23 protein-coding genes are annotated in these 24,745 nt (G+C 72.1%); 13 read left to right on the top strand and 10 right to left on the bottom strand.

Annotated features, from left to right (window positions below; all coding sequences use genetic code 11):
- The first annotated feature begins 157 nt into the window (after positions 1-157).
- On the top strand, positions 158-1,084 hold the full coding sequence (locus ACI2L3_RS26095; RefSeq protein ID WP_404754808.1) for a proline dehydrogenase family protein: 927 nt from the start codon (positions 158-160) through the stop codon (positions 1,082-1,084).
- 40 nt (positions 1,085-1,124) lie between these two features.
- Positions 1,125-2,756, top strand: a complete 1,632-nt coding sequence (gene pruA / locus ACI2L3_RS26090) for an L-glutamate gamma-semialdehyde dehydrogenase (protein ID WP_404754807.1) — start codon at positions 1,125-1,127, stop codon at positions 2,754-2,756.
- Positions 2,757-2,850: 94 nt separating this feature from the next.
- Here the strand turns inward: pruA and bla are convergent, their stop codons facing one another.
- The 5 genes from bla to ACI2L3_RS26065 form a co-directional block, all read right to left on the bottom strand.
- Positions 2,851-3,741, bottom strand: coding sequence for a class A beta-lactamase (bla, locus tag ACI2L3_RS26085; RefSeq protein ID WP_404754806.1), 891 nt, complete (start codon positions 3,739-3,741; stop codon positions 2,851-2,853).
- 82 nt (positions 3,742-3,823) lie between these two features.
- Entirely contained in the window at positions 3,824-4,531 is a 708-nt protein-coding gene (locus ACI2L3_RS26080; protein ID WP_404754805.1) for a nitroreductase family protein, read from the bottom strand.
- A gap of 55 nt (positions 4,532-4,586) precedes the next feature.
- Positions 4,587-5,801 (bottom strand): 1-acyl-sn-glycerol-3-phosphate acyltransferase, encoded by a 1,215-nt coding sequence (locus tag ACI2L3_RS26075; RefSeq protein ID WP_404754804.1) that lies wholly within the window; start codon positions 5,799-5,801, stop codon positions 4,587-4,589.
- Positions 5,801-6,664, bottom strand: a complete 864-nt coding sequence (locus ACI2L3_RS26070; RefSeq protein ID WP_404754803.1) for a phosphatidate cytidylyltransferase — start codon at positions 6,662-6,664, stop codon at positions 5,801-5,803. Before ACI2L3_RS26070 ends, ACI2L3_RS26075 begins: the two co-directional genes overlap by 1 nt.
- Positions 6,665-6,797: 133 nt before the next feature.
- Positions 6,798-7,403: a CDP-alcohol phosphatidyltransferase family protein gene (locus tag ACI2L3_RS26065; RefSeq protein ID WP_404754802.1), complete on the bottom strand. Its 606-nt coding sequence runs from the start codon at positions 7,401-7,403 to the stop codon at positions 6,798-6,800.
- A 59-nt stretch (positions 7,404-7,462) separates the two neighbouring features.
- On the opposite strand from ACI2L3_RS26065, the gene ACI2L3_RS26060 reads away from it, so the two are divergent.
- On the top strand, positions 7,463-8,008 hold the full coding sequence (locus ACI2L3_RS26060) for a GNAT family N-acetyltransferase (protein ID WP_404754900.1): 546 nt from the start codon (positions 7,463-7,465) through the stop codon (positions 8,006-8,008).
- Here the strand turns inward: ACI2L3_RS26060 and ACI2L3_RS26055 are convergent.
- Positions 8,005-9,012: an NADP-dependent oxidoreductase gene (locus ACI2L3_RS26055; RefSeq protein WP_404754801.1), complete on the bottom strand. Its 1,008-nt coding sequence runs from the start codon at positions 9,010-9,012 to the stop codon at positions 8,005-8,007. The genes ACI2L3_RS26060 and ACI2L3_RS26055 overlap by 4 nt on opposite strands.
- A gap of 98 nt (positions 9,013-9,110) precedes the next feature.
- Here ACI2L3_RS26055 and ACI2L3_RS26050 point away from each other — a divergent pair, with 98 nt between their 5' ends.
- A complete protein-coding gene (locus ACI2L3_RS26050) occupies positions 9,111-10,043 on the top strand; it encodes a LysR family transcriptional regulator (protein WP_404754899.1) in 933 nt (310 codons plus the stop codon).
- A gap of 203 nt (positions 10,044-10,246) precedes the next feature.
- A complete protein-coding gene (locus tag ACI2L3_RS26045; RefSeq protein WP_362999116.1) occupies positions 10,247-10,375 on the top strand; it encodes a hypothetical protein in 129 nt (42 codons plus the stop codon).
- Between the two features lie 10 nt (positions 10,376-10,385).
- On the opposite strand, the gene ACI2L3_RS26040 is transcribed toward ACI2L3_RS26045, so the two are convergent.
- Positions 10,386-11,978, bottom strand: a complete 1,593-nt coding sequence (locus tag ACI2L3_RS26040) for a fibronectin type III domain-containing protein (RefSeq protein ID WP_404754800.1) — start codon at positions 11,976-11,978, stop codon at positions 10,386-10,388.
- Between the two features lie 140 nt (positions 11,979-12,118).
- Here ACI2L3_RS26040 and ACI2L3_RS26035 point away from each other — a divergent pair, with 140 nt between their 5' ends.
- The gene (locus ACI2L3_RS26035) at positions 12,119-13,168 is read left to right on the top strand and encodes a 3-isopropylmalate dehydrogenase (RefSeq protein WP_404754799.1); all 1,050 of its coding nucleotides are present in this window, start codon (positions 12,119-12,121) and stop codon (positions 13,166-13,168) included.
- Positions 13,169-13,425: 257 nt separating this feature from the next.
- A complete protein-coding gene (locus tag ACI2L3_RS26030; RefSeq protein ID WP_404754798.1) occupies positions 13,426-14,517 on the top strand; it encodes a branched-chain amino acid aminotransferase in 1,092 nt (363 codons plus the stop codon).
- Positions 14,518-15,054: 537 nt separating this feature from the next.
- On the opposite strand, the gene ACI2L3_RS26025 is transcribed toward ACI2L3_RS26030, so the two are convergent.
- The gene (locus ACI2L3_RS26025) at positions 15,055-15,714 is read right to left on the bottom strand and encodes a TetR family transcriptional regulator (RefSeq protein ID WP_404754797.1); all 660 of its coding nucleotides are present in this window, start codon (positions 15,712-15,714) and stop codon (positions 15,055-15,057) included.
- Positions 15,715-15,856: 142 nt separating this feature from the next.
- Here ACI2L3_RS26025 and ACI2L3_RS26020 point away from each other — a divergent pair, with 142 nt between their 5' ends.
- Positions 15,857-16,786 carry a zinc-binding dehydrogenase gene (locus ACI2L3_RS26020; RefSeq protein ID WP_404754796.1) on the top strand — a complete coding sequence of 310 codons (930 nt, stop codon included), beginning with the start codon at positions 15,857-15,859 and terminating at the stop codon, positions 16,784-16,786.
- Positions 16,787-16,817: 31 nt separating this feature from the next.
- Here the strand turns inward: ACI2L3_RS26020 and ACI2L3_RS26015 are convergent, their stop codons facing one another.
- Both ACI2L3_RS26015 and ACI2L3_RS26010 read right to left on the bottom strand, forming a co-directional pair.
- A complete protein-coding gene (locus ACI2L3_RS26015) occupies positions 16,818-17,027 on the bottom strand; it encodes a hypothetical protein (RefSeq protein ID WP_404754795.1) in 210 nt (69 codons plus the stop codon).
- 49 nt (positions 17,028-17,076) lie between these two features.
- Positions 17,077-18,525 carry a cytosine permease gene (locus ACI2L3_RS26010; RefSeq protein WP_404754794.1) on the bottom strand — a complete coding sequence of 483 codons (1,449 nt, stop codon included), beginning with the start codon at positions 18,523-18,525 and terminating at the stop codon, positions 17,077-17,079.
- 168 nt (positions 18,526-18,693) lie between these two features.
- Between ACI2L3_RS26010 and ureA the strand changes: the two genes are divergently transcribed.
- The 5 genes from ureA (at position 18,694) to cimA (ending at position 24,701) form a co-directional block, all read left to right on the top strand.
- Complete coding sequence (gene ureA / locus ACI2L3_RS26005) at positions 18,694-19,398, top strand: urease subunit gamma (RefSeq protein ID WP_404754793.1); 705 nt, start codon at positions 18,694-18,696, stop codon at positions 19,396-19,398.
- The gene (locus ACI2L3_RS26000) at positions 19,395-21,116 is read left to right on the top strand and encodes an urease subunit alpha (RefSeq protein ID WP_404754792.1); all 1,722 of its coding nucleotides are present in this window, start codon (positions 19,395-19,397) and stop codon (positions 21,114-21,116) included. The genes ureA and ACI2L3_RS26000 overlap by 4 nt, the downstream gene beginning before the upstream one ends.
- An 11-nt stretch (positions 21,117-21,127) precedes the next feature.
- Complete coding sequence (locus ACI2L3_RS25995; protein WP_404754791.1) at positions 21,128-22,165, top strand: agmatine/peptidylarginine deiminase; 1,038 nt, start codon at positions 21,128-21,130, stop codon at positions 22,163-22,165.
- Positions 22,166-22,180: 15 nt separating this feature from the next.
- The gene (locus ACI2L3_RS25990) at positions 22,181-22,789 is read left to right on the top strand and encodes a TetR/AcrR family transcriptional regulator (protein ID WP_404754790.1); all 609 of its coding nucleotides are present in this window, start codon (positions 22,181-22,183) and stop codon (positions 22,787-22,789) included.
- A 307-nt stretch (positions 22,790-23,096) separates the two neighbouring features.
- On the top strand, positions 23,097-24,701 hold the full coding sequence (gene cimA, locus ACI2L3_RS25985) for a citramalate synthase (RefSeq protein ID WP_404754789.1): 1,605 nt from the start codon (positions 23,097-23,099) through the stop codon (positions 24,699-24,701).
- The last annotated feature ends 44 nt before the right edge of the window (positions 24,702-24,745 follow it).

Genomic DNA, 24,745 nt, shown 5'->3' with positions numbered 1-24,745 from the left:
TGAGATCCAGGGCACGGATGCGTGACAGCTGTCGATGGTTCGCGATCCGGTGTATCCCTAAATTTCACGGTGGTTCTCCGTGCCGTACCGGCGCATTCCCTCCATGGAGTGTTTTGTCGGTATGGCCCTCGATTTCGTACACCCGTGGAGGTGCCCCGTGCTGGGTCCCGTGATCCTCGCCGCGTCACGCAGCGACAAGATGCGCCGTTTTGTATCGGCGGCCCCCGGCACCAAGCAGGTCGTCTCCCGGTTCATCGCCGGTGAGACCGTCGACCAGGTCGTCCCGATCATCGTCGACGCCGCCGGCAAGGGCCTGGAGGTCACCCTCGACGTGGTGGGCGAGGACATCACCACCGTCGAGCAGTCCCACGCCGCCCGCGACGCCTATCTGGAGCTCATCGAGCGCCTGAAGGACCTGGGCCTGGGCACCAAGGCCGAGATGTCCGTGAAGCTGTCGATGTTCGGCCAGGCGCTGGAGGGCGGCCACGAGCTCGCCCTCGCCAATGTGCGCCCCGTCGTCGAGGCCGCCGCCGCCATCGGCACCACGGTCACCCTGGACGCCGAGGACCACACCACCCTCGACTCGATGTTCGCCATCCACGACGAGCTGCGCAAGGACTTCCCGCAGACCGGCTGCGTCATCCAGGCCTACCTCTTCCGCACCGAGGCCGACGCCCGCCGCCTCGCCGCGAACGGCAGCCGCGTCCGTATCGTGAAGGGCGCCTACAAGGAGCCCGCCGAGGTCGCCTACCAGGACAAGGCGGAGACCGACAAGGCCTACGTCCGCATCCTGCGTACCCTGATGGAGGGCGACGGGTACCCGATGATCGGGTCCCACGACCCGCGCCTCATCTCCATCGCCCAGGAGCTCGCGCGGCGCGCGGGGCGCAAACTGGACGAGTACGAATTCCAGATGCTGTACGGCATCCGCAGCGACGAGCACCTGCGGCTCGCCGCGGAAGGCCACCGGATGCGTGTGTACACCGCTTACGGCACCGACTGGTACGGCTATTTCATGCGCCGTCTCGCGGAGAAGCCGGCGAACCTCCTCTTCTTCGGCCGCTCCATCCTCACCAAGGGCTGAGCTCCCTTCCCCCGACCCCTCTTAAGGAGATACGGAACTCATGGACGCTGTGACCCAGGTCCCCGCGCCGGTCAACGAGCCGGTGCACGGCTACGCCCCCGGCTCCCCGGAGCGCGCCCGCCTCGAGACCAAGCTCAAGGAGCTCGCCGAGAACCCCATCGAGCTGCCGATGACCATCGGCGGCGTCAAGCGCCTCGGTGGCGGCGAGCCCTTCCAGGTCGTGCAGCCGCACAACCACAAGGCCGTCATCGGCCACGGCCGCGGCGCCACCCAGCAGGACGCCCAGGACGCGATCGACGCCGCCCTCGCCGCCGCCCCGGCGTGGCGCGCGATGTCCTTCGACGACCGCGCCGCGATCATCCTGCGCGCCGCCGAGCTGCTCTCCACGACGTGGCGCGAGACGCTGGCCGCCTCCACGATGCTCGGCCAGTCGAAGACCGCCCAGCAGGCCGAGATCGACACCCCCTGTGAGCTCGTCGACTTCTGGCGCTTCAACGTGAAGTACGCCCGTGACCTGCTCGCCGAGCAGCCCCCGGCCAACGCGACCGGCGTCTGGAACCGTCTGGACCACCGCCCGCTCGAGGGCTTCGTCTACGCGATCACGCCGTTCAACTTCACCGCCATCGCGGGCAACCTCCCGACCGCCCCGGCCCTGATGGGCAACGTGGTCGTGTGGAAGCCGTCCCCGACGCAGACGCACGCCGCCGTGCTGCTCATGCAGCTCCTGGAGGAGGCGGGCCTGCCCAAGGGCGTCATCAACCTCGTCACCGGTGACGGCATCGCCGTCTCCGAGGTCGCCCTCAACCACCGCGACCTGGCCGGCATCCACTTCACCGGCTCGACCCCGACCTTCCAGTACCTGTGGAAGACGGTCGGCGAGAACATCGCCAAGTACCGCACCTACCCGCGTCTGGTCGGCGAGACCGGCGGCAAGGACTTCGTCGTCGCGCACCCGAGCGCCGACCGCGCGATCCTGAAGACCGCGCTGACCCGCGGCTCCTTCGAGTTCCAGGGCCAGAAGTGCTCCGCCTCGTCGCGCGCCTACATCCCCGCCTCCATCTGGAACTCCGGTTTCAAGGAGGAGTTCGCGGCCGAGGTCGACGGCATCAAGATGGGTGACGTCACCGACCTGTCGAACTTCATCGGCGCGGTCATCGACGAGCGCGCGTTCGCCAAGAACAAGGCGGCCATCGACCGCGCCAAGGCGGACGACTCCTGCACCATCGTCGCGGGCGGCACCTACGACGACTCCGTCGGCTACTTCGTGCGCCCGACCGTCGTCGAGTGCTCGGACCCGGCCAACGAGGTCTTCACGACGGAGTACTTCGGCCCGATCCTCGCCGTGCACGTCTACGAGGACGACAAGTACGACGAGATGCTGACCCAGATGGAGTCGGTCTCGGACTACGCGCTCACCGGCTCGGTCATCGCCAACGACCGCGCGGCGGCCGCGTACACGATGGAGAAGCTCCGCTACGCCGCGGGCAACTTCTACATCAACGACAAGTCGACCGGCGCCGTCGTCGGCCAGCAGCCCTTCGGCGGCGGCCGCGCCTCCGGCACCAACGACAAGGCCGGCGCCCCGCAGAACCTCCAGCGGTGGACGCTGACCCGCGCCATCAAGGAGACGCTGGTCCCGCCGACCGAGTACGGCTACCCGCACATGGGCTGACGCCCGCCGCGGGCCGCTCCGGCGGCCCGCCCCCGAACCCCGCCTCCGACCTGGGCCCCACCCCGGTCGGAGGCGGTGTGTTTTCCCGGTCCCCTCAGGTGAGCGTGTCCACGGCGATGCGGGTCATGTCGGCGGCGATGCGGTCCTCACCGGGGGTGTCCGGGTCGAGGCGGGTCGTGTAGACGGAGATGACCAGCGGGGCGCCGCCCTTCGGGGGCCAGGCCACGGCGACGTCGTTGACCCCGCCGTACGCGGGGGAGCCGGTCTTGTCGCCGACCCGCCAGCCCTCGGGAAGACCGGCCCGGATCCGCTTGTCACCGGTGGTGTTCTCCACGAGCCACCGGACGAGCTGGTCGCGGTCGAGCGGGTCGAGGGCGTCGCCGAGGACGAGCTTGCGCAGGTTCGCGGTCATGGACGCGGGGGTCGTCGTGTCGCGCGGATCGCCCGGGATGTTGGTGTTGAGGTCGGGCTCCCACCGGTCGAGGCGGGTGCGGGAGTCGCCGAGGGAGCGGGCGAAGCGGGTGATGCCGGAGGGGCCGCCGAGCCGCCGCAGCAGGAGGTTGCCCGCCGCGTTGTCGCTGTACGTGACGGTCGCGTCGCACAGCTCCCGGACCGTCATGCCCGTCGCGAGGTGCATCTCGCATCGCGGCGAGTGGGTGACCAGGTCGTCGCGGCCGTACCGGATCACCGTGTCGAGCAGTCCGGGCTCCTCCTCGCGCGCCCTGCGCAGGATCGCCGCCGCGGCGAGCACCTTGAACGTCGAGGCGATCGCGAAGCGCTCGTCCGCGCGGTAGCCGAGGGTGGCGCCGGTGCCGGTGTTCAGGGCGTGCAGGCCGATGCGGCCCGGATAGCCCTTCTCGAGCTCGCGCAGCCGCCGCCGGGCGTCGGGCGCGGCCGTCGCGCGCGCGGTGCCGGGCACCGAGAGGAACGCGGGAGCGACGGCCGCGGCACCAAGGAGGTTCCTGCGGGAGGGAGTTGAGTTCATGATCCAGACCGTACAGGGGCGGTACGGCGCCGGGCGAGGCCCGACCCCTCGGACCGCCGCCTCAGGCTTCAGGCCCCAACCCTCAGACCTCTACGAGGACTTGGTCCAGCGACTTCCGTACGAGGTCGGGGACCTGGCAGTCCGGCGCCGGATAGCCGACGGGGATCACCGCGAACGCCTTCTCGTTCTCCGGGCGGCCCAGCACCTGCTGCAGGAACCGCATCGGGCTCGGCGTGTGGATCAGCGCGGCGAGGCCCGACAGGTGGAGCGCGGACAGCAGCATCCCGACCGCGATGCCGACCGATTCGTCGACGTAGTAGTGCTTGTGCTTGGTGCCGTCCTCGCCCAGCCAGTACCGCTGCTGGAAGACGACGATCAGGGCGGGCGCGTCCGTCAGGTGCGGCTTCACCTCGTCGGTGCCGAGGGGGCGGAGGGCCGCGAGCCACTCCTCGCCGAGCCGGCCGTCGTACGAGATCTGCTCCTCGTGCTCGGCGGCCTCGCGGATGCGGCGGCGTACGTCGGGATCCTGGACGAGGACGAACGTCCACGGCTGCTGGTGCGCGCCGGACGGTGCCGTCGCCGCGCACGCGATGGCGTCCCGCACGACCTGCGGGGGCACGGGGTCCGGCGCGAACTGCCGTACGGTCCGCCGCTCCCGCATCCGCGCCCTCAACTCGGCGGCCTGCGCCAGGGACTCGGCTTCGGGCATGCGCTCGGGCCGGTAGGGAACGGAGCGGTAGGGCTCGCCGTGGATCGGGGTCCATGCTTGCTGCTGCTCGGTCTCAGGCATGGTCCGATTCTGCGCCGGGACGCGGGGTCCGCGCCATGGTGCAGACCAATCACGGTCAGCTCCATCCCGCCACGATCAGGGTGAGCCCTGCCGTGAAACCGGCGCCGAGCAGGGCCAGGTACAGGGCGTAGTGCCGGCGCAGCCGGTGGGCGAGGAACCCGAAGGCGCCGAAGGCGAGGCCGACCGTGAGGGTGCGGGAGCCGCGCGAGAGGGCCGAGCGGGCCAGCCAGTCGGACGGGGCGATGCCGGCCCGGCCCGCCTCGTGTGCGTACACCTTGAAGGGGATTCCGTTCCACGGCTGGTGGCGGACGGCCGCCGCCGACTCGGCGGAGAGCTCCGCGCGCACCTCGGCCCGCATCCGTTCCGTCGTCAGCGGCTGCGGCAACTGCACGCCCGACGCGGCGAGTTGGAGGGCGAGGAGGCCGCCGGCGAGGCTGCCCGCGAGCGCCACCAGCGACAGCTTCAGGGCCCGGCGCGGCACCGCGACACACATGACGGCGAGGAACAGCTCCGGCATCAGCGGCCAGCTCAGCGCCTCCGCGCCCGCCCAGAGGAAGCCGAGCGCCAGGCCCCATCGGGAGCAGGCGACGGCGGCGACCCGCTTGCGCGCCGCGGAGTCCGGCAAGGGTTCCCCGGTCGTACGGCGATGCAGCGCCGCCACCGCGGCGCGGGCCTCCTCCGGGGTCGCTGACGCGGGCAGCGGCGCGCCGACGGCGACCCGGACCAGGGCCGGGCGGAGCCTGCCGTGCTTGGGCAGCAGGCGGTCCGTGCCCGCGATGGCGACCGGCACGACCGGGACGCCCGCGTGCTCCGCGAGGACCAGGGCGCCGCGGTGGAACGACCCCAGCTCGCCGTCCCGTGCGCGGGTGCCCTCGGGGAAGAGGACCACGGCACGGCCCGCCCGCAGGCCGTCCGCCCTGGACAGGAGGTCGTCCATGCCGCCGCCGGTGCGGCGCACCGGGAACCCCGCCGCGAGCCGGCTGCAGATCCGGCGCCGCCACGGGGAGGCGAACCAGTAGTCGGCGGCGGCGCCGATCGCGGGGGAGTGCCGGGCATCCAGCGCGGCCAGCAGGGCGGCGGTGTCCGCGTGCGAGGAGTGGTTGGCGACGACGACGCAGCCGCCGCGCGGGAGGCGGCCGCGCCGCTCGATGCCGCCGGCGAGCGTGAGGAGCGTCCACCAGAGGGCTCGGCGGAGGAGTGCGGGCACGCGGGCCCGGCAGGCGCGCCCCTCAAGTACTGGCTCCCGCGAGTGGGTGGGAGAGGCCGGCATCACAGAGTCACCACCATCGTCAGCAACAGCGCCACCAGCAGCGAGTCGATCCGGTCGAGCAGGCCGCCGAACCCCGGCAGCCAGCTCCCGGCGTCCTTCACGTCCGCCTCGCGCTTGACCATCGACTCCAGGAGGTCGCCGAGGACGCAGCCGACGAGCACCGTCGCCCAGAGGACCGGGGAGAACGCGCCGACCGCGGCAAGCGCGGCGGCCGTCGCGGCGGCGGCTCCCGCGACGCCTGCCCACGTCTTGTTGGGGGACAGCGGGGACAGCGCGCGGGCGAGCGGTCCCTTGCGGCCGAGTGCCGTGCCGCCGCACCAGGCGCCCACGTCACCGAAAGCCACGGCGACGCCCACGGCCACCGCCGTGTCACCCAGCAGGACGAGTCCGCTGAGTGAGACGGGGATCCACAGGAGCCCGAACACCGTGCGGCACGCGCGCGTGAAGCCGTGTGCGGCGTCTCCGGAGAAGAGCGCCACCGAAGCGGCGGCGATCAGCAGGGCCCCGGCCGCCCGCAGGTCGAGGGCGTGCGGCGCGGCCCAGGCGACGCCCGGCACGGCCACCGCCGCAACGGCGAGCACCGCGCGCTCGCCCCGGGGCAGCGCGGCCATCCGCGTGTACTCGCCGACCGCGATCACGCCGAGCCCGGCCGCCAGCACGAACGCCCCGGCAGGCCCGGCGAAGAACGCCCCGAGAAAGAGGGGCGCGGCCACCGCCCAGCTCCGCCACCGCTTCCGCAGCTCGTCCCGCGCCCTCACCCGCGAGGGCAGCGCCGCGACAGCGACCCCACCGGCCCCGAGCACCCCGACAACGACGGGCAGAGCCCGCCCCACCACCTCACCGGCAACGACCGCCGCACTCATCGGGCACCGCCGGGGCCGGTCGGGAGGGGGCGGTTCGGCGCGGGCCGGGGGTGGGTGGTGTGGTCGGTCGCCTGGGTGGGGGTGGGCGTCGTGTTCATCGGGCACCGCCGAGGTCGACCGGGAGGCGTCGCACTCATCGGGCACCGCCGAGGTCGGCCCCCGCAGGGTCGGACAGGGTTTGCCAGAGGCGTGTCAGGCGCAGGGCCGCCGTCAGGGCGGAGCCGGCCGCGAGTGTCGCCAGTACCGGGGTCGTCCAGCCGGACGCCGCCCCCAGGACGACCAGCGCGCAGCGTTCCGTCTTGCCGACCGGGCCGCCGTTGAGGCGGGGCGCGCCCGCCGCGGCGCCCGCGAGGGAGATCCAGGACGGCAGGGTCGCCGCGAGCCCCGCCGTCGCCACCAGCCACAGCGGGGCCAGCGGCAGGAAGCCCGCGAGGACGATCAAGTCGGCCGCGCGGTCGCCCAGTTCGTTGAGGAGCGCGCCTCTGCGCGTCGTGCGGCCGGTGTCGCGGGCCAGCGCGCCGTCGAGGTTGGCGAAGGCCAGGCGTGCGGCGAGCAGCACCGCCACCAGCGGCGCCGAGAACCCGAAGGGCAGCCCGGCGAGCGCGACGGCGGCGCCCGCCGCGCACACGACGCCCGCCAGCGTGAGGGTGTCGGGCGACACCTCGCGCCGGACGAGCGCGGCACGCACGCCGGACAATGTGTCCGCGTACCAGGGCTTGAGAGCGTAGAGGCCGTTCATGGGAATGACTCTGCCGCCGGCCGGGCGGGGGCGAATCGGAGTGCGTACTCAGATGGGTCCTGAGTACCGTGGGGGACGTGAGCATCCTGCGTACGGCCCATACCAGCGACCTGACGGCGGACGAACTGCGTGCCGCGCGCGCCCTGCTGGACGAGGCGTTCGACGGCGACTTCAGCGACCACGACTGGGAGCACGGCCTCGGCGGCGTCCACGCTCTCGTCCACGACGCGGCGGGCGCCCTGCTGGCGCACGGCTCGGTGGTGCAGCGGCGGATCCTGCACAACGGCCGTTCCCTGCGCGCCGGTTACGTCGAAGCGGTCGCCGTCCGCCCCGACCGGCAGCGGCAGGGTCTTGGCGGGCAGGTGATGGGCGCCCTGGAGCGGGTCGTCGACGGGGCGTACGAGCTGGGGGCGTTGTCGGCGTCCGACGAGGGGGCGCGGCTCTACCTCGCGCGCGGCTGGCGGGAGTGGAAGGGCACAGTCGGCACGCTCGGCCCGGCGGGCGTCGTCCACATGCCGGAGGAGGAGCCCCCGCTGCTCTGGGGCGCGGACCTCGATCCGGCGCACGAGCTCCTCATCGACTGGCGTGACGGGGATGTCTTCTAACCCCGGTCGCCGGAGGCCGCGCGGACGATCATCTTTCCCCGGTTCTCGCCCCGCAGCATCCCCAGGAAGGCGTCCACGATCCGGTCGAACCCGTCCACCACCGTCTCGTCGAGCCGCACCCGCCCGCTCCGCAGATGCGGCACCACGAACTCGTACAACTCCTCCTGAAGGTGCGCGTATTCGCTGACGAGGAAGCCCTCCATGCGCAGGCTCTTCTCGACGACGTCGGGGAGGTTGCGCAGTGCGTACGGCGCGCCCGTCGCGTTGTACTGCGCGATCGTGCCGATCCGTACGATCCGGCCGTGCGGGCGCAGCGCGGAGATCGCGGCCTCCAGATGCTCGCCGCCCACGTTGTCGAGGTACAGGTCGATGCCGTCGGGCGCCGCCTTGGCGAGGAGGTCGGCGGTCGGTCCCGCGCGGTAGTCGAAGACCTCGTCGTAGCCGACGTGTTCGGTCAGGTACGCCGCCTTCGCCGCCGTGCCCGCGCTGCCGACGAGGCGTCCCGCGCCCATGAGCCGGGCGAGGCGTCCTGCCGCCGTGCCGACGGCGCCCGCCGCCGCGGAGACGAACAGGTCCTGTCCCTCGCGGAGTTCGGCGATGCGGGTGAGGCCCACGTACGCGGTGAGGCCGGTGCCGCCGAGGATGCCCAGATACGCGGAGAGCGGCACGCCCTCGAAGGCGGGCAGCCGGCGCACCTCGTCCGGTGCCACCACGGAGTGGGTGCGCCAGCCCTGCCGGTGGAAGACGATCTCGCCCTCCGGAAGGGCGGGGTCGCGGGAGTCGACGACGCGGCCGATGGTGCGGCCCTCCAGCGGGGCGTCGAGAGCGAAGTCGCCGTCCATCATCTCGCGGTGGTACGGGTCGACGGACCAGTAGAGGTTCTCGACGAGGGCGGTGCCGGGGGTGGGGCGGGGGAGTGCGGACTCCACGAAGGCGAAGTGGGCGGCGGTGGGGAAGCCGTGGGGGCGGGCCGTCTGGTGCACGGTGAGTGCGGTCTCGGTCATGTCGGTGACCGTAGGCAGGAATGCGGGGGCGGGGCAGTGGGTTGCGCTCATGGAACGGCCCGCACCATGAGGGTCCCTCATAGAAGCAGGTGAGCCCCCTGACCGCGCCCGCGACCCGGCCCCCGGCGACCGCCCGCGCCACCGCCGCCCTTCCCGCCGACCTCGCCCCGCACGAGCTCCGCATTCTCGTCGCCGTCGACAGGGCGCGTGGCTTCTCGGCGGCGGCGCAGGAACTGGGGCTTACCCAGTCCGCCGTGTCGCACTCCATCCGTGGAACGGAACGGAAGGTCGGGGTCGTGCTCTTCGAGCGGGGCAGGAAGGGGGCCACGCCGACACCTGCGGGGGCCGCCGCGGCCGCGCATGCCCGGCGGGTGCTGCGGCTGTTGGACACGCTCGTCGCGGAGGCGCGGGGTGCCGCGCGGGGGGCGGGCGGAGCCGTGGAGGGGACGCTGCGGATCGCCGCGTTCCGTAGCGCCGCGCTGCATCTGCTTCCGGCGGCCCTGGACCGGCTCGCCGCCGCGCACCCCGGTATCAGGCCGGAGGTCCGCGTGGTGCGGGAGCTTGGCGCGGGCACGGCGGGGGAGGTCGCCGAGGGGCGTGCGGACGTGGGGATCGCGACGTTCGGGGGTGCGTCGCCGGTGCCTGCCGGGCTTGTCGGTGACGTACTCCTGGAAGAGGCGTACTCGTTCGTGCATCCTGCGGGACACCCCGATCCGCGCTCGCTGCCGCTGGTGGACTGGCACGAGAACTGTGGCTCGTACACGAGGGAGTGGTGGGGGCGGCAGGACTGGATTCCCGCGGCGACCGTCCTGACCGAGGACGACGGAGCAGTGCTCTCGATGGTGAGCAAGGGGCACGGCATGGCGATCATGCCGGCCCTCTCCCTGACCGGAGCACCGGACACAGTGCGGATCACTGATCTCGGAACGGAGCGCCCGACGCGCTCGGTCGGCTACGTCACCACCCCTGAGCTGGCCTCTTCCCTCGCCGTACGCGCGCTGATCCGCGAGCTGAGAGCGGTACGCGGGTGAAGCCGTCTCAGATAGTAGGAAGTCCGAGTAACTGTGGAGACAGACGCTCCGTTCTCCCTTAGCTTTGTAGGAGCCGAACGTCTCGCTCGATCAAGCGAATGCGGTAGCGAGCCGGAGCCGCACGCAGGCGAACCCTGCCGCTCCAGCGCTCCCCGCAGCCCGGCGTCTCGTATGACACCCTTCCCTCAAGGAGTGGATCTCCCATGGCCGAGACGACCGTCCGCCGAGTCCGTCACACCTCCCGTACCAGCGACGCCGAGCGCAGGAACGCCGCCGCCGCCCTCCAGCGAGCCCTCGACCGCAGGGACAACGGCGGCGAGACGGGCCACTGAGCCCGCCGGGTCACCGAGTCCCCCGCACCACCTCGAAGTGGTCGACGCGCTCGCCGCTCTCGGCGAGCGCGGAGACCGACAGCTTCGGGCGCGCCCCCGCCGTCACCTCCACCGCGAGGAACGAGAAGCCGGTGTACCGCACCCGGGACCACTCCACGGTGTCCGGGTTCGGCACGCGTGACTTCGTCCAGTGGAAGCTCACGATGCTGTCGCGGTCGTGGACGTTGCCCTCGTAGCTGTCCTTGACCCCGGGACCGAAGCCGTAGAGGTCCTTGCCCGCGCCGCCCGCGGTGACGTACACGATGCCGTCGCGCGTCGGGTCGGTCGACGCGCCGACCGGCACGGGCCTGCCGACCTCGCCGCCCTTGATGGCGTCCGTGCGTTCGTACACGTGGTTGTGGCCGTTGACGACCAGGTCCACCTGGTGCTTCGTGAACAGGTCCAGCCACGCGTCGCGCACCCCGCCGTCGGAGGCGTGCGTCGACGTCGAGTACATGCAGTGGTGGAAGAAGACCACCACGAAGTCGACGGTCTCGTCCGCGCGCAGTTCGCGCAGGCGCTTGTCTAGCCAGGCGGTCTGCCGGCCGTCGGTGTAGCCCCTGTTGGCGGGTATCTCGTACGAGACGTCGTTGGCGTCCAGTGCGACGACGCCGACGTTCCCGTACGTGAAGGAGTAGACGCCCGGCGCGTTCCTCGGGTCGAAGCCGTTCTCCGGGAGCGACCAGCGGGCGTACTGGCCGCCGTAGCCGTTCGGTGAGTACCACGCCTCCATGTCGTGGTTGCCGGTGGTCACCATCCACGGCACGGACTTCGCGACGGACTCCGTCTGGGCGAGGAAGGTGTCCCACACGCGCGCGTCGTAGGTGTCGGACTCCTTGCCGTGCCCGGTGGTGTCCGCGTAGCAGATGTCGCCCGCGTGCAGGTGGAAGGCGGGGTTCTGGCCCAGGATCAGCTGGTCGTTGGCGAGGGCGTGGTGGCTGACGCCCTGGTCGCCGAAGGCCGTGAAGACGAACTTCTCAGGACCGGCGGGCGCGGTCCTGAAAGAGCCGATCGTCGCCATCCGTTCGGGCGATGCCGGGTCGAAGCCGTCGTGGCCGACGCCGTAGTAGTACGTCGTGCCGGGGAGGAGGCCGTCGAGCGCCGCGTGGAGGTAGTACTGCTCGACCGCGGGCAGCCTCTTCGAGAGTGACGGGGTGTGCAGGTCGCGCACCTCCGCCTCGATCTTCCTGCTCAGCTCCCAGGGCTGCGTTCCCACCCGTATGTAAGGGGACTTGACCGCGAACGGCACCTGCCAGGAGACCCGCATCTGCGTCTTCGGGTCGGCGCCGAAGGCGAGGTGCCTGCCGAAGGGCGCCACCAGCCTGCCGTCGACCCGCACCGGAGCGGGCGGCGCGCTCACGGGGTGCGCCGGTGACGTACCCGAGCCGTTGGCCGTGCCCGAACTGCCGGCGAGCAGACCCACCCCGCCCACCGTCCCGGCCGTCGCGAACGAACCGGCGAGCACCCTGCGGCGGGAGAGCTTCCCGCGCAGGTACTCGTGCTGTTCGGGCATGCTCAGCCGGGCCGCGAGCCGCTCCGGAATGCCGACGTGGGGAGTGTCCATGCCAGGGAACTTCCCAGCGGGGCCCAACTCCCGCCATACGCCGGGATGAACAGAACCCGACCACGAGGTGCCGCAACAGTTGCCTGTCCGCATGCCGGACACCGCATGTCATCCCCTGGGACGAAGAGTACGGTGCTCGTATGTCGGCCAGTTCTCGCAGCATCAATCTCGCAGTCATCCCCGGAGACGGCATCGGCCAAGAGGTCGTGGCCCAGGGGCTCAAGGTCCTCAACGCCGTGCTTCCGCAGGATGTGAAGCTCGAGACGGCGGAATTCGACTTCGGCGCGAGGCGGTACCACGCCACCGGTGAGACCCTCACCGACGCCGACGTGGAAGCCCTCAAGCAGCACGACGCGATCCTCCTCGGCGCGATCGGCGACCCCTCGGTCCCGTCCGGCGTCCTGGAGCGCGGCTTCCTGCTGAAGCTCCGGTTCCTCTTCGACCACCACGTCAACCTGCGGCCCTCGAAGCTGCTGCCCGGCGTCGCCACCCCGCTCGCCGGCCAGCCCGAGATCGACTTCATCGTCGTCCGCGAGGGCACCGAGGGCCCCTACACGGGCAACGGCGGCTCGATCCGCACCGGTACCCCGCACGAGGTCGCCACCGAGGTCTCCGTCAACACGGCCTTCGGTGTGGAGCGCGTGGTCCGTGACGCCTTCGCCCGCGCGCAGGCCCGCCCCCGCAAGAAGCTGACGCTGGTCCACAAGAACAACGTCCTCGCGTACGCCGGGCACCTCTGGACCAACGTCTTCAACCAGGTGGCCAAGGAGTTCCCGGACGTCACCACCGACTACATCCACGTCGACGCCGCGACGATCTACCTCGTCACCGACCCCGGCCGCTTCGACGTGATCGTCACCGACAACCTCTTCGGCGACATCATCACCGACCTCGCCGCGGCCGTCTCCGGCGGCATCGGCGTCGCCGCCTCCGGGAACATCAACCCGAGCCGCGAGTTCCCGTCCATGTTCGAGCCGGTGCACGGCTCGGCGCCGGACATCGCGGGCCAGGGCAAGGCCGACCCGTCGGCGACGGTCCTCTCCGTCGCGCTGCTGCTGCGCCACCTCGGGTACGAGGCGGAGGCCGCCCGCATCGAGGAAGCCGTCTCCGCCGACCTCGCGGAGCGCGGGGACACGGTCCGCACCACCGAGCAGATCGGCGACGCGCTCGCCGTACGAGTAGCGGGCTGACCCGGTAGCTCGTAGATCACACAGCAGATCACGCAGAAGCCGCCGGGCCCCAGAGGCACCCGGCGGCTTCTCGTATCCGACCGCCGGGTGTCACCATCGACCCCCGGGCCGCAATCGTGCCGTTTCTCCCTCGGGACCCCGCGAGCGATAATCGAACGTGGGGCCGTGGAAGCAGCAGGGAAAGTCGGACGTCCTAGTACTGGGCGTCCGGATGTGAGCGCGGTCCGTCACCATCACACGTGAAGGACGTAGTACTCATGACGACGACGCCGACCATCGAGCTCAAGCCCTCCTCGACGCCGCTGGCCACCGCCGAGCGGGAGGCGATCCTGGCCGATCCCGGGTTCGGCCGCCACTTCACCGATCACATGGTGACGATCAAGTGGACGGAGGGCCGGGGCTGGCACGACGGTCAGCTCGTGCCGTACGGCCCGCTCGCCCTCGACCCGGCAACGAACGTCCTGCACTACGCCCAGGAGATCTTCGAGGGCCTCAAGGCCTACCGGCAGCCCGACGGCTCGGTGGCCACCTTCCGCCCCGACGCCAACGCGCGCCGCTTCCAGGCCTCCGCCCGCCGCCTCGCGATGCCGGAGCTGCCGGTCGAGACGTTCATCGAGGCGTGCGACCTGCTGGTCGGGCAGGACAAGGCGTGGGTTCCGGCGCACGGCGGTGAGGAGTCCCTCTACCTGCGCCCCTTCATGATCGCCACGGAGGTCGGCCTGGGCGTGAAGCCCGCCAACGAGTACCTCTTCGTCGTCATCGCCTCGCCCGCCGGCGCCTACTTCCCCGGCGGCGTGAAGCCCGTCTCGATCTGGCTCTCCGAGGACCGCGTGCGGGCCGTGCCCGGCGGCATGGGCGACGCCAAGACCGGCGGCAACTACGCCGCGTCGCTGCTCGCGCAGGCCGAGGCCGCGGCGAAGGGCTGCGACCAGGTGGCCTACCTCGACGCCGTCGAGCACAAGTGGGTCGAGGAACTGGGCGGCATGAACCTGTACTTCGTGTACGGCGACAGGATCGTCACCCCCACGCTGACCGGCTCCATCCTGGAGGGCATCACCCGCGACTCGCTCCTCTCGGTCGCCCGCGACCTCGGCTACGTCCCGGAGGAGGGCCGCGTCTCCATCGACCAGTGGAAGGCCGACACGGAGAACGGCTCCCTCACCGAGGTCTTCGCCTGCGGCACGGCGGCCGTCATCACGCCCGTCGGCACGGTGAAGTGCAACTCGGGCGAGTGGCAGCAGAGCGGGGGCGAGCCGGGGGAGGTCACGATGAGGCTCCGTGAGGCGCTGCTCGACATTCAGCGTGGCACGGCGGAGGACCGGCACGGCTGGATGCACGGGCTCGGCTGAGGGCTTGACCGTCGCCACGTGGGCGGGCCCGTGCCGGGGGCGGGCCCGTGCCGGGGGCGGGGACGGGGGGCTCTCGTCCTCTCCGCTACCGGCCGCGGGCCGCATGTGGCTGATCGCGCAGTTCCCCGCGCCCCTGGACGGCTTCGCCGTGGGGTCTTTGCTTTCGGCTGCGGGTGGTGTGTGGCTGGTCGCGCAGTTCCCCGCGCCCCTTGAACGGCTTCGCCGCCAAGGGGTGTGTTCCCCCGCGGCCCTGAACGGCTTCGCCGCCAAGGGGTGTGTTCCCCCGCGGCCCTGAACGGCTTCGCCGCCAGGGGGTGTGCTCCCTCGCGGCCCTGAACGGCTTCGCCGCCACGGGGTGTGGTTGCCCGCAGCCCTGAACGGCTTCGCCGTCAGGGGTGGGTCTCTCCTCTGGGTGGCTTCGCTGGCCGGGGGGCGGGGCCCGGAGGTGGGGTCAGGGGCGCGGGGAACTGCGCGACCAGCCACCACCGGGCCGCAGATGCCCCGGGGCCGCACGTCGAAGTGGGAGGAGGCGGGCCGTCAGCGGGCCGGGAGGGTGAAGGCCGTCGGGAGGGCGGCGCAGGCCTCGCGGAGGAGGGACGCGAGGCGGTCCCGCGTCGGATCGGGCTCCTTGGCCCAGGACTCCAGCGCCCACGCCTCCAGCGCCCGGTGGAACGCCGCCACCAGCACATCGACCGCCAGCCGGGGCCGCAGGTCGCCCCCGCCCGGCAGGGCGAACCGGCGCCGGGCCACGACCAGCGCCGCCCTGCTCGTGCGGTCACAGAAGGCGAGCCCGTGCGCGTCCATGGACGGAGTCCGCGCCGCAAGGCGCCGGCTCAGCAGCATCCGATGGGCCCAGCCGTCGGCGGGCATGCGCCCGAGCGCGGCGAGGAGCGCGTCCCGCAGTACGTCGAACAGCGGCTGCCCCGTGGCCGGTTCGACCTCCTCCAGTTCCTCCAGGAACGCCGCCCACAAATCCTGCGTCGGCGCCATCGCCACGTCTTCCTTGCTGCTGAACGTGCGGAAGAACGTCCGCTTGGAGACATCCACCGCATCGCACAGCGCGTCGAGCGTGACGCCGTCGAAGCCCCGGTCCGTGAAGAGGTCCAGGGCCGTGTCGACGAGGGCCTGGCGCGTCCGCAGCTTCTTGCGCTCCCGCAGGGGCAGCCGGTCGAGGTCCGTGGAGTCCAGGGAGGCCATGGCGGAAGTCTAGCCCGGAGGCGCGAATGCCCCTTGGCGGCTTCTGCCACTCAGTGGCACTATTGCCGTGAGCGTCGGGTTGCCGTCTGTCGGATGCCCTTCGCCACCTGCCCACAGCCCTGTCCCGAGAGGTTCAACTCCCATGCGCGCTCTGCTGGTTGACCGTTCCGCCCCCGGAGGGCTGCGGCTCGGCGAGGCCCCCGACCCCGTGCCCGCACCGCACCAGGCCCTGGTCCGAACGGCCGCCACCTCCCTCAACTACGGAGAGGTCCGCTTCGTCCTGGAAAGCGCGCCGGAAGGCGCGGTGCTCGGCTGGGACGCCGCCGGCGTGGTCGAGCGCGCCGCCGCCGACGGCTCGGGCCCGGCGGCCGGGACCCCGGTGGTGACCCTGGGCGGCGACGGCGGCTGGGCCGAACTCCGCGCCGTCGACACGGACTTGATGGGTGTCGTGCCCGAAGGCGCGGATATGGGAGCCGTCAGTACGCTGCCGGTCGCGGGCGCCAGTGCCTTGCGTGCCCTGGACCGGATCGGCCCGATCCTCGGCAGGCGCGTCCTGGTCACCGGTGCCACCGGGGGCGTCGGACGGTACGCGGTGCAGCTGGCCCGGCGGGGCGGCGCGGAGGTCGTCGCGGTGACCGGCGACCCCGAAGGGCGCGGCGCCGCGCTCAGGGCCCTCGGCGCGCACGAGGTGATCGCCACGCCCTCGGCGGCCGGGGCGCCGGTGGACGGCGTGGTCGACATGGTCGGCGGCCGCCAACTCGTCGAGGCCTACGAACAGTTGGGCCAGCACGGCACGCTCGTGTCCGTCGGGCACTCCGGCGGTGACGCCGAGCACTTCCCGTACGGGACCCTCTACGGCGACATGGGCCGGCACGACCGCTCCGTCGTCAGCTTCCACCTGCTCGGCTGCACCGGTCTCGCCAGGGATCTGACCTGGCTGGCGGGGCAGGTGGCCACGGGGGCGCTGGATCCCGGCACGTCCTGGCGGGGGTCGTGGGAGAAGTTCCCCGAGGCGGCCGAGGAGCTGCTCGGCCGCCGCCTGCACGGCAAGGCGGTCCTGGACATCGGCTGAGGTCCAGGGGGGGGGAGGGGCGGGATTCCGGTCAGGAACCCTGCCCGGTCTCCTGGGCCTGCCCGGTCTCCTGGGCCTGCCCGGCCTTCTCGCCCTTGCCGTCCTCGTCCTCGTCGTCCGCCTTCGGGGCGTTCGAACCCACCGGAGTGAGCGGGCCGCTGGTGAGGGCGTCGACGACGCCGAGGACCGCCGCTCCGGCGCCCTTGGCCGCGCGGACGCCGAGTCCTATGAGTTCTTCCATGGTCGTACTCCCCGTACTGCCGTCATGTTCCCCGTGATCACGGGCCGTTTCAGGCTACGTGATCAACGGAGGCGGCCGCCGGTGCGGTCTCCGGCACGCTGCCGGTCACGGCGCTCCGCTCCGTCCGCCCCGTCAGTGCCAGGTAGACCACCCCGCCCACCACCCCCGACAACAGGAAGCTGCAGTCGACGCCCCCCGTGAGGGACAGCAGCGGCCCCTCGTACGAGGGGAGCGAGACCGCGAGGACGCCGACCGTCGCGCCCAGTGCCCAGGCCGTCGTCGCCGGTACGTTCCAGCCGGCGTGGTACCAGTAGACGCCGCCCCTGGAGCGGCGGTTGAAGACCTGGAGGGCGTCCGCGTCGTACTGCCCGCGGCAGCGCGCGAAGCCGATCAGGGTGATCACCGCCCACGGGGTGCCGATGGCGGTGAGGAGCAGTACGAAGGACGTCATCGCGTCCTGCGCCTCCCACGCGTAGTGGCCGGCGAAGACACAGGCCGTGGCGACGACAGCGACCGTGTACGTGGCGCGGGCGCGGGACGCGCGGGGCAGGATCGCGTCCAGGTCGAGGCCCATGGAGTAGAGCATCAGGCCCGCGTTGCCGACGGAGCCCGCGGAGGCGGCGAGCAGCAGTGGCACCAGGTACCAGGTGGGCGAGGCGTCGACGAGTCCGCCCGCGTAGTCGAGGGCGGCACGCGCCGCGTACGCCGTGAACGTGCCGAAGAGCTGGGGGAGCAGGAGCCCCGCGAGCAGGCCGAGCCAGGCCGCGCCGAGGACCGCGCGGGAGCTGTGCCGGGCCGGGGAGACGTAGCGCGTGTAGTCGCCGAGCAGGGTGATGAAGGCGATGGGGCCGGAGAGGCCCGCCGCGACCAGCGCGAGCAGCCACGTCGGCCAGAACGAGCCGAGGAGGTAGCCGCCCGCGCCCGGCAGCGCCGACGTCGTGAAGTCGGGGGCGTAGGCGACGACGCCGAGGATCAGCAGCGCCGTCATGGCGAAGGCGAGGACCCGGGAGAGCCGCAGCAGTACGCGGTAGCCGAAGACGGCGCCGATGACGGTGGCGGCGGCGAGCAGGGTGTAGACGACGGCGTACGAGAAGCCGCCGGCCGGCAGGCCGAGCAGGCGGTGCAGGGTGCCCACCATCACGTCGCCGCCGATCCAGATGGTCAGCGCGGTGTAGCCGAGGGAGAGCAGCAGGCCGACGATCGAGCCGACCAGGCGGCCGCGCACACCGAACTGGGCGCCGGAGGACGTGGAGAGGTTCGTGCCGGTACGCAGGGAGACGAGGGCGAGCGGCGCGGTCAGTGCCGTGCCGAGCACCGTGCCCGCCACCACCGCGCTCACCGACTGCCACCAGCCGAGGCCGAACGACACCGGCAGCCAGCCGAAGACGATCACCCCCAGGCAGAGGTTGGAGCCGATGAGGATCGACACGAGATCGCGGGGGCCGCTGGTGCGTTCCCCGTCCGGGATGGTGTCGACTCCGCGCTGTTCTATCGGCATGAGGGTGCCCCTGACGCTCGCTGGTCCGGAATGGTTGCCCCATTTTTGAGCAGCGCTCAATGTGACGCGTCTGCCACCCATTCGTCAATGCCCTGGGCACCGCTTCCCGTGTGCGGATTTCGTAGTTAGAGTGGCGCTCTAAGTACGTGGAACAGGGAGGTACGGCGCGTGCGACTCACGCCCACCGAACGCGACCGGCTGCTGCTCTTCGGGGCCGCCGAGCTCGCCAGGTCCCGCAGGGCGCGCGGCCTCAGACTCAACGTCCCGGAGGCGACCGCGCTGATCGCCGACACCGTCTGCGAGGCCGCCCGCGACGGCGCCCGGCTCGCCGAGGCCGTCGAGCGGGCCCGCTCGGTGCTCGGCCCGGACGACGTGCTGCCCGGCGTCGCGGACGTGGTGACCGAGGTGCACGTGGAGGCCGTCTTCGACGACGGGTCCCGGCTCGCGGTCGTCTCCGACCCGATCGGCCAGGGACTCGGCGACGAGGCACCGGGTGCGCTGCTGCCCGGGCCGCTGCACGACGATCCCCCCGCGACCGTGACGCTGACCGTGCGCAACACCGCCACCGTGCCCGTCTCCGTCACCTCGCACTTCCACTTCTTCGAGGCCAACCCCCGGCTCGACTTCGACCGCGCCGCCGCGTACGGCCTGCGGCTCGCCGTGCCCGCCGGGTCCTCCGTCCGCTTCGGCCCCGGCGAGAGCGGCGAGGTCGGGCTGCTGCCCATCGGCGGCGACCGGATAGCCATCGGCTTCGCCGGTCTTGTCGACGGCCCGCTGGACGCGCCCGGCGCCCGCGAAGAAGCGCTGCGCCGCGCCGCCGCCTGCGGCTACCTCGGCGTACCGGAAACCACCGAGCAGGAGGTCGTGCGATGAGCCGCCCCGGAGGTCACGCCGCGGAACCGCGCCGCCTCACCCCGTACGAGTACGCCGCCACCCACGGCCCCCGCGCCGGCGACCACGTCCGGCTCGGCGACTCGGGCCTGACGATCCGCGTCGAGTCCGACGCGCAGAAGTACGGCGACGAGTTCCTCGCCGGATTCGGCAAGACCGCCCGCGACGGGCTGCACCTGAAGGCCGCCGCGGTCCGCGAGACCTGCGACGTCGTCATCAGCAACGTCGTCGTGATCGACGCCGTGCAGGGCATCCGCAAGGTGTCCATCGGCATCAGGGAAGGCCGCATCCACGCCATCGGGCGCGCGGGCAACCCGGACACGCTCGACGGCGTCGACGTCGTCGTCGGCACCGGCACGTCCATCGTGTCGGGGGAGGGGCTCATCGCCACCGCGGGGTCCGTGGACACGCACGTTCACCTGCTCTCGCCGCGCATCATGGAGGCCTCCCTCGCCTCCGGCGTCACCACGATCATCGGCCAGGAGTTCGGGCCGGTCTGGGGCGTCGGCGTCAACTCGCCGTGGGCGCTGCGGCACGCCTTCAACGCCTTCGACGCCTGGCCGGTCAACATCGGCTTCCTCGGCCGCGGCTCGTCCTCGCACGACGCCCCGCTGATCGAGGCGCTCGCCGAGGGCGGCGCGTCCGGCTTCAAGGTGCACGAGGACATGGGCGCCCACACCCGCGCCCTGGACACCGCGCTGCGCGTCGCCGAGGAGCACGACGTCCAAGTCGCCCTGCACAGCGACGGGTTGAACGAGTGCCTGTCGGTGGAAGACACCCTGAAGGTCCTGGAGGGTCGCACCATCCATGCCTTCCACATCGAGGGGTGCGGTGGCGGCCACGTGCCGAACGTCCTGAAGATGGCGGGCGTGCCGAACGTCATCGGCTCCTCCACCAACCCGACCCTGCCCTTCGGCCGGGACGCGGTCGCCGAGCACTACGGCATGATCGTCTCGGTCCACGACCTGAAGACCGACCTGCCGGGCGACGCCGCGATGGCGCGGGACCGCATCCGGGCCGGGACGATGGGCGCGGAGGACGTGCTGCACGACCTGGGCGCCATCGGCATCACCTCGTCCGACGCGCAGGGCATGGGGCGCGCGGGCGAGACCGTCCGCCGCACCTTCGCGATGGCCGGGAAGATGAAGGCCGAGCTCGGCCCCATGGAGGGCGACGGCGAGCGGGACGACAACGCGCGCGTCCTGCGCTACATGGCCAAGCTGACCATCAACCCCGCCCTCGCCCACGGCCTCGCGCACGAGGTCGGCTCCATCGAGGTCGGCAAGCTCGCCGACATCGTGCTGTGGCGCCCCGAGTACTTCGGCGCCAAGCCGCAGCTGGTCCTGAAGGCCGGCTTCCCCGCGTACGGCGTCGTGGGCGACCCGAACGCCGCGACAGACACCTGCGAACCCCTCGTACTCGGACCGCAGTTCGGGTCGTACGGGGCGACGCCCGCCGACATCTCCGTGGCGTTCGTCGCGCAGGCCGCCGTCGACCAGGGCAACGACCTCATGCCCACGCGCCGCCGCCGCGTCGCCGTGCGCGGCACGCGCGGCATCGGCCCCGCCGACCTGCGCCTGAACTCCCGCACCGGAGCCGTCGACGTGGACCAGCGCTCCGGCCTCGTCACCCTGGACGGCGACCCGCTCCAGTCGGAGCCCGCCGACTCCGTCTCCCTCAACCGCCTCTACTTCCTTTAAGGGTTTACGCCATGAGCGCTGCCGCCGACGGCTTCCGCATGCCCGCCGAGTGGGCCCCGCACGAACGCACCTGGATGGCGTGGCCGTGCCCCAACCCCACCTTCGACGACCCGGAGGGCCTCGACGAGTCCCGCATCGCCTGGGCGAACGTCGCCCGCGCCGTACGCCGCTTCGAGCCCGTCACCGTGGTCTGCGGGCCCGCCCAGTCCGCGTACGCCCGGGAGCTCCTCGGCCCCGGCATCGAGGTCACCGAGCGCGAGCTCGACGACGCCTGGATGCGCGACATCGGGCCCACCTTCGTCACCAATGGCAAGGGCGAACTGGCCGCCGTCGACTGGACGTTCAACGGCTGGGGCGCCCAGGAGTGGGCCCGCTGGGACCACGACTCCAAGGTCGGGGCGCACGTCGCCGACCTCGCGGGAGCCCGCACGTACGCCTCGAAGCTCGTCAACGAGGGCGGCGGCATCCACGTCGACGGCGAGGGCACCGTCCTGCTCACCGAGACCGTGCAGCTCGGCCCCGAGCGCAACCCCGGCTGGACCAGGGAGCAGGTCGAGGCGGAGATCCACGCCCACCTCGGCACGACGAAGGCGATCTGGCTGCCGCGCGGCCTCACCGCCGACTACCCCGGCCACGGCTACGGCACCCTCGGCCACGTCGACATCGTCGCCGCGTTCGCCGCGCCCGGCGTCGTCCTCGTCCACTCCCAGCGCGACCCCGCGCACCCCGACTTCGAGGTCAGCAAGGAGGTCGTCGCGACCCTGACGGGGCAGACGGACGCGCGCGGCCGCACCCTGCGGATCGTCGAGGTGCCCGCCCCGACCGTCCTCAAGGACGACGAGGGCTGGGTGGACTACTCGTACATCAACCACTACCTCTGCAACGGCGGCGTCGTCCTGTGCGCCTTCGGCGACCCGAACGACGAGATCGCGGCCGGCATCTTCCGCAATCTCTTCCCCGGCCGGACCGTGACGCTCGTGGACGCCCGTACGATCTTTGCCGGGGGTGGTGGCATCCACTGCATCACCCAGCAGCAGCCGAAGGTGTGATCAAGGAGTAGGAAGATGGCCGGTCGGGCCCGCGCGCGGAAGAACGCCCCACCGCGTGAGGAGGTCATGGCGGCCGCCATGGAGATGATCGCCGAGCGCGGCCTGGAGAAGCTGACCATGGCCGCGCTCGGCCGCGAGGTCGGCATGAGCTCCGGCCACCTCCTCTACTACTTCCGCACCAAGGACGAGCTGCTCCTGCGCACCCTGGAGTGGAGCGAGGGCCGCCTCGGCGCCGAGCGCGGCCGCCTCCTGGCCCGGCAGGGCACCGCCCGCGAGCGACTCGACGCCTACGTCGACCTGTACGTCCCCGACGCCGTCGGCGACCCCCACTGGACGCTCTGGCTGGAGGTCTGGAACCGCTCCCTCAACGCCGACGAGGAGGGCCGCGACCGGCAGGCCGCCATCGAGGGCGCCTGGCACCGCGACCTGGTCGCGCTGCTCGCCGAGGGCGTATCGCGCGGCGAGTTCGGGCCGGTCGACCCCGACCGCTTCGCGTCCCGCCTCCGGGCGCTGCTCGACGGGTTCTCCATCCACGTGGCGATCGGCCTCCGGGGCACGGGACGGGAACAGGTCCTCACGCACGTACGGGAGTTCCTGGACGGGGCGCTCACCCCGGACGCCTGAGCGTCCACGCGCCGCCCGCATCGTGAGACGGGGAAGCGCAGTGTGTGCGGACTGTGGCAGGCTGCCACCGTGCTCTCGTTCGCCATGATTATTGGCAGCAGGCGCGCCGGTCCGCAGTGACCGTCTCGTACCCATCACGTACGGGCGGACACCGTCGCCTCGACCCGCGCGCAGACCTCTCGCACCCGCGAGGGGTTTTTTCGTTTCCCGGCCCAACTGCAGCCGGACACGGAGCGCGCGGGATCATTGGGGGTGGTGGAGCCGGTCATTCCGGTAGACCGAGATCCGACACAGGAGCCAGATCAGCATGACGGAAACCAGCGCACCCGACGATTCCTTCCACGTCTTCGACACCACGCTGCGCGACGGCGCGCAGCGCGAAGGCATCAACCTCACCGTCGCGGACAAGCTGACCATCGCCCGGCACCTGGACGACTTCGGCGTGGGCTTCATCGAAGGCGGCTGGCCCGGCGCCAACCCGCGCGACACCGAGTTCTTCGCGCGGGCCCAGCAGGAGATCACCTTCCGGCACGCCCAGCTCGTCGCCTTCGGCGCCACCCGCCGCCCGAACGCCAAGGCGGCCGACGACCCGCAGGTCAACGCCCTCCTCGCGTCCGGCGCCCCCGTCATCACCCTCGTCGCCAAGTCCCACGACCGGCACGTCGAACTGGCCCTGCGCACCACCCTCGAAGAGAACCTGGAGATGGTCCGCGACACCGTCTCCCACCTCGTCGCCGAAGGCCGCCGCGTCTTCGTCGACTGCGAACACTTCTTCGACGGCTACCGCGCCAACCCCGAGTACGCCAAGGCTGTCGTGCGGGCCGCCGCCGAGGCCGGCGCCGACGTCGTCATCCTCTGCGACACCAACGGCGGCATGCTGCCCGCGCAGGTCCAGGCCGTCGTCTCCACCGTCGTCGCCGACACCGGCGCCCGGCTCGGCATCCACGCCCAGGACGACACCGGCTGCGCCGTCGCCAACACCCTCGCCGCCGTCGACGCCGGCGCCACCCACGTGCAGTGCACCGCCAACGGCTACGGAGAGCGGGTCGGCAACGCCAACCTCTTCCCCGTCGTCGCCGCCCTGGAGCTCAAGTACGGCAAGCAGGTCCTGCCCGAGGGCTCGCTGCGCGAGATGACCCGCGTCTCGCACGCCATCGCCGAGGTCGTCAACCTCACGCCCTCCACCCATCAGCCGTACGTGGGCGTCTCCGCCTTCGCGCACAAGGCGGGCCTGCACGCCTCCGCGATCAAGGTCGACCCGGACCTCTACCAGCACATCGACCCGGACCTCGTCGGCAACCGCATCCGCATGCTCGTCTCCGACATGGCGGGCCGCGCCTCCATCGAGCTCAAGGGCAAGGAGCTCGGCGTCGACCTCGGCGACGACCGCGCGCTGATCGGCCGCGTCGTCGACCGGGTGAAGGAGCGCGAGCTCCAGGGCTACACGTACGAGGCCGCCGACGCCTCCTTCGAGCTGCTGCTCCGCGAGGAGGCCGAGGGCCGGGCCCGCCGCTACTTCCGCGTCGAGTCCTGGCGGGCCATCGTCGAGGACCGCCCCGACGGCACGCACGCCAACGAAGCCACCGTGAAGCTCTGGGCCAAGGGCGAGCGCATCGTCGCCACCGCCGAGGGCAACGGCCCGGTCAACGCACTCGACCGGGCGCTCCGCGTCGGCCTGGAGCGGATCTACCCGCAGCTCGCCAAGCTGGAGCTCGTCGACTACAAGGTCCGCATCCTGGAGGGCAAGCACGGCACGTCCTCCACGACGCGCGTCCTGATCTCCACCACGGACGGCGTCGGCGAGTGGTCGACCGTCGGCGTCGCGGAGAACGTCATCGCGGCCTCGTGGGGCGCGCTGGAGGACGCGTACACCTACGGCCTGCTGCGGGCCGGGGTCGAGCCGGTCGAGTAAGCCGCCCTCCGCGGGAGGTCGCCGTGGGTCCGGCTGGGTTACGT

Origin of the sequence: Streptomyces sp. NPDC029674, assembly GCF_044903205.1 — a bacterium.
In the GTDB taxonomy this organism is placed as follows: Bacteria; Actinomycetota; Actinomycetes; order Streptomycetales; family Streptomycetaceae; genus Streptomyces.
Note: the sequence above shows the minus strand (reverse complement) of the source record. Positions and strands in the feature narration are given on the sequence as shown.

Coding starts and splice junctions, on each gene's coding strand:
- ACI2L3_RS26030 (WP_404754798.1), top strand. CDS start 13,426: ATGACGACGACGCCGACCATCGAGCTCAAGCCCTCCTCGACGCCGCTG.
- ACI2L3_RS26025 (WP_404754797.1), bottom strand. CDS start 15,714: ATGGCCTCCCTGGACTCCACGGACCTCGACCGGCTGCCCCTGCGGGAG.
- cimA (WP_404754789.1), top strand. CDS start 23,097: ATGACGGAAACCAGCGCACCCGACGATTCCTTCCACGTCTTCGACACC.
- ACI2L3_RS26070 (WP_404754803.1), bottom strand. CDS start 6,664: ATGAGTGCGGCGGTCGTTGCCGGTGAGGTGGTGGGGCGGGCTCTGCCC.
- ACI2L3_RS26065 (WP_404754802.1), bottom strand. CDS start 7,403: ATGAACGGCCTCTACGCTCTCAAGCCCTGGTACGCGGACACATTGTCC.
- ACI2L3_RS26075 (WP_404754804.1), bottom strand. CDS start 5,801: ATGCCGGCCTCTCCCACCCACTCGCGGGAGCCAGTACTTGAGGGGCGC.
- ACI2L3_RS26040 (WP_404754800.1), bottom strand. CDS start 11,978: ATGGACACTCCCCACGTCGGCATTCCGGAGCGGCTCGCGGCCCGGCTG.
- ACI2L3_RS26045 (WP_362999116.1), top strand. CDS start 10,247: ATGGCCGAGACGACCGTCCGCCGAGTCCGTCACACCTCCCGTACCAGC.
- ACI2L3_RS26035 (WP_404754799.1), top strand. CDS start 12,119: ATGTCGGCCAGTTCTCGCAGCATCAATCTCGCAGTCATCCCCGGAGAC.
- ACI2L3_RS26055 (WP_404754801.1), bottom strand. CDS start 9,012: ATGACCGAGACCGCACTCACCGTGCACCAGACGGCCCGCCCCCACGGC.
- ACI2L3_RS25990 (WP_404754790.1), top strand. CDS start 22,181: ATGGCCGGTCGGGCCCGCGCGCGGAAGAACGCCCCACCGCGTGAGGAG.
- ACI2L3_RS26020 (WP_404754796.1), top strand. CDS start 15,857: ATGCGCGCTCTGCTGGTTGACCGTTCCGCCCCCGGAGGGCTGCGGCTC.
- ACI2L3_RS26010 (WP_404754794.1), bottom strand. CDS start 18,525: ATGCCGATAGAACAGCGCGGAGTCGACACCATCCCGGACGGGGAACGC.
- ACI2L3_RS25995 (WP_404754791.1), top strand. CDS start 21,128: ATGAGCGCTGCCGCCGACGGCTTCCGCATGCCCGCCGAGTGGGCCCCG.
- ACI2L3_RS26080 (WP_404754805.1), bottom strand. CDS start 4,531: ATGCCTGAGACCGAGCAGCAGCAAGCATGGACCCCGATCCACGGCGAG.
- ACI2L3_RS26015 (WP_404754795.1), bottom strand. CDS start 17,027: ATGGAAGAACTCATAGGACTCGGCGTCCGCGCGGCCAAGGGCGCCGGA.
- bla (WP_404754806.1), bottom strand. CDS start 3,741: ATGAACTCAACTCCCTCCCGCAGGAACCTCCTTGGTGCCGCGGCCGTC.
- ACI2L3_RS26000 (WP_404754792.1), top strand. CDS start 19,395: ATGAGCCGCCCCGGAGGTCACGCCGCGGAACCGCGCCGCCTCACCCCG.
- pruA (WP_404754807.1), top strand. CDS start 1,125: ATGGACGCTGTGACCCAGGTCCCCGCGCCGGTCAACGAGCCGGTGCAC.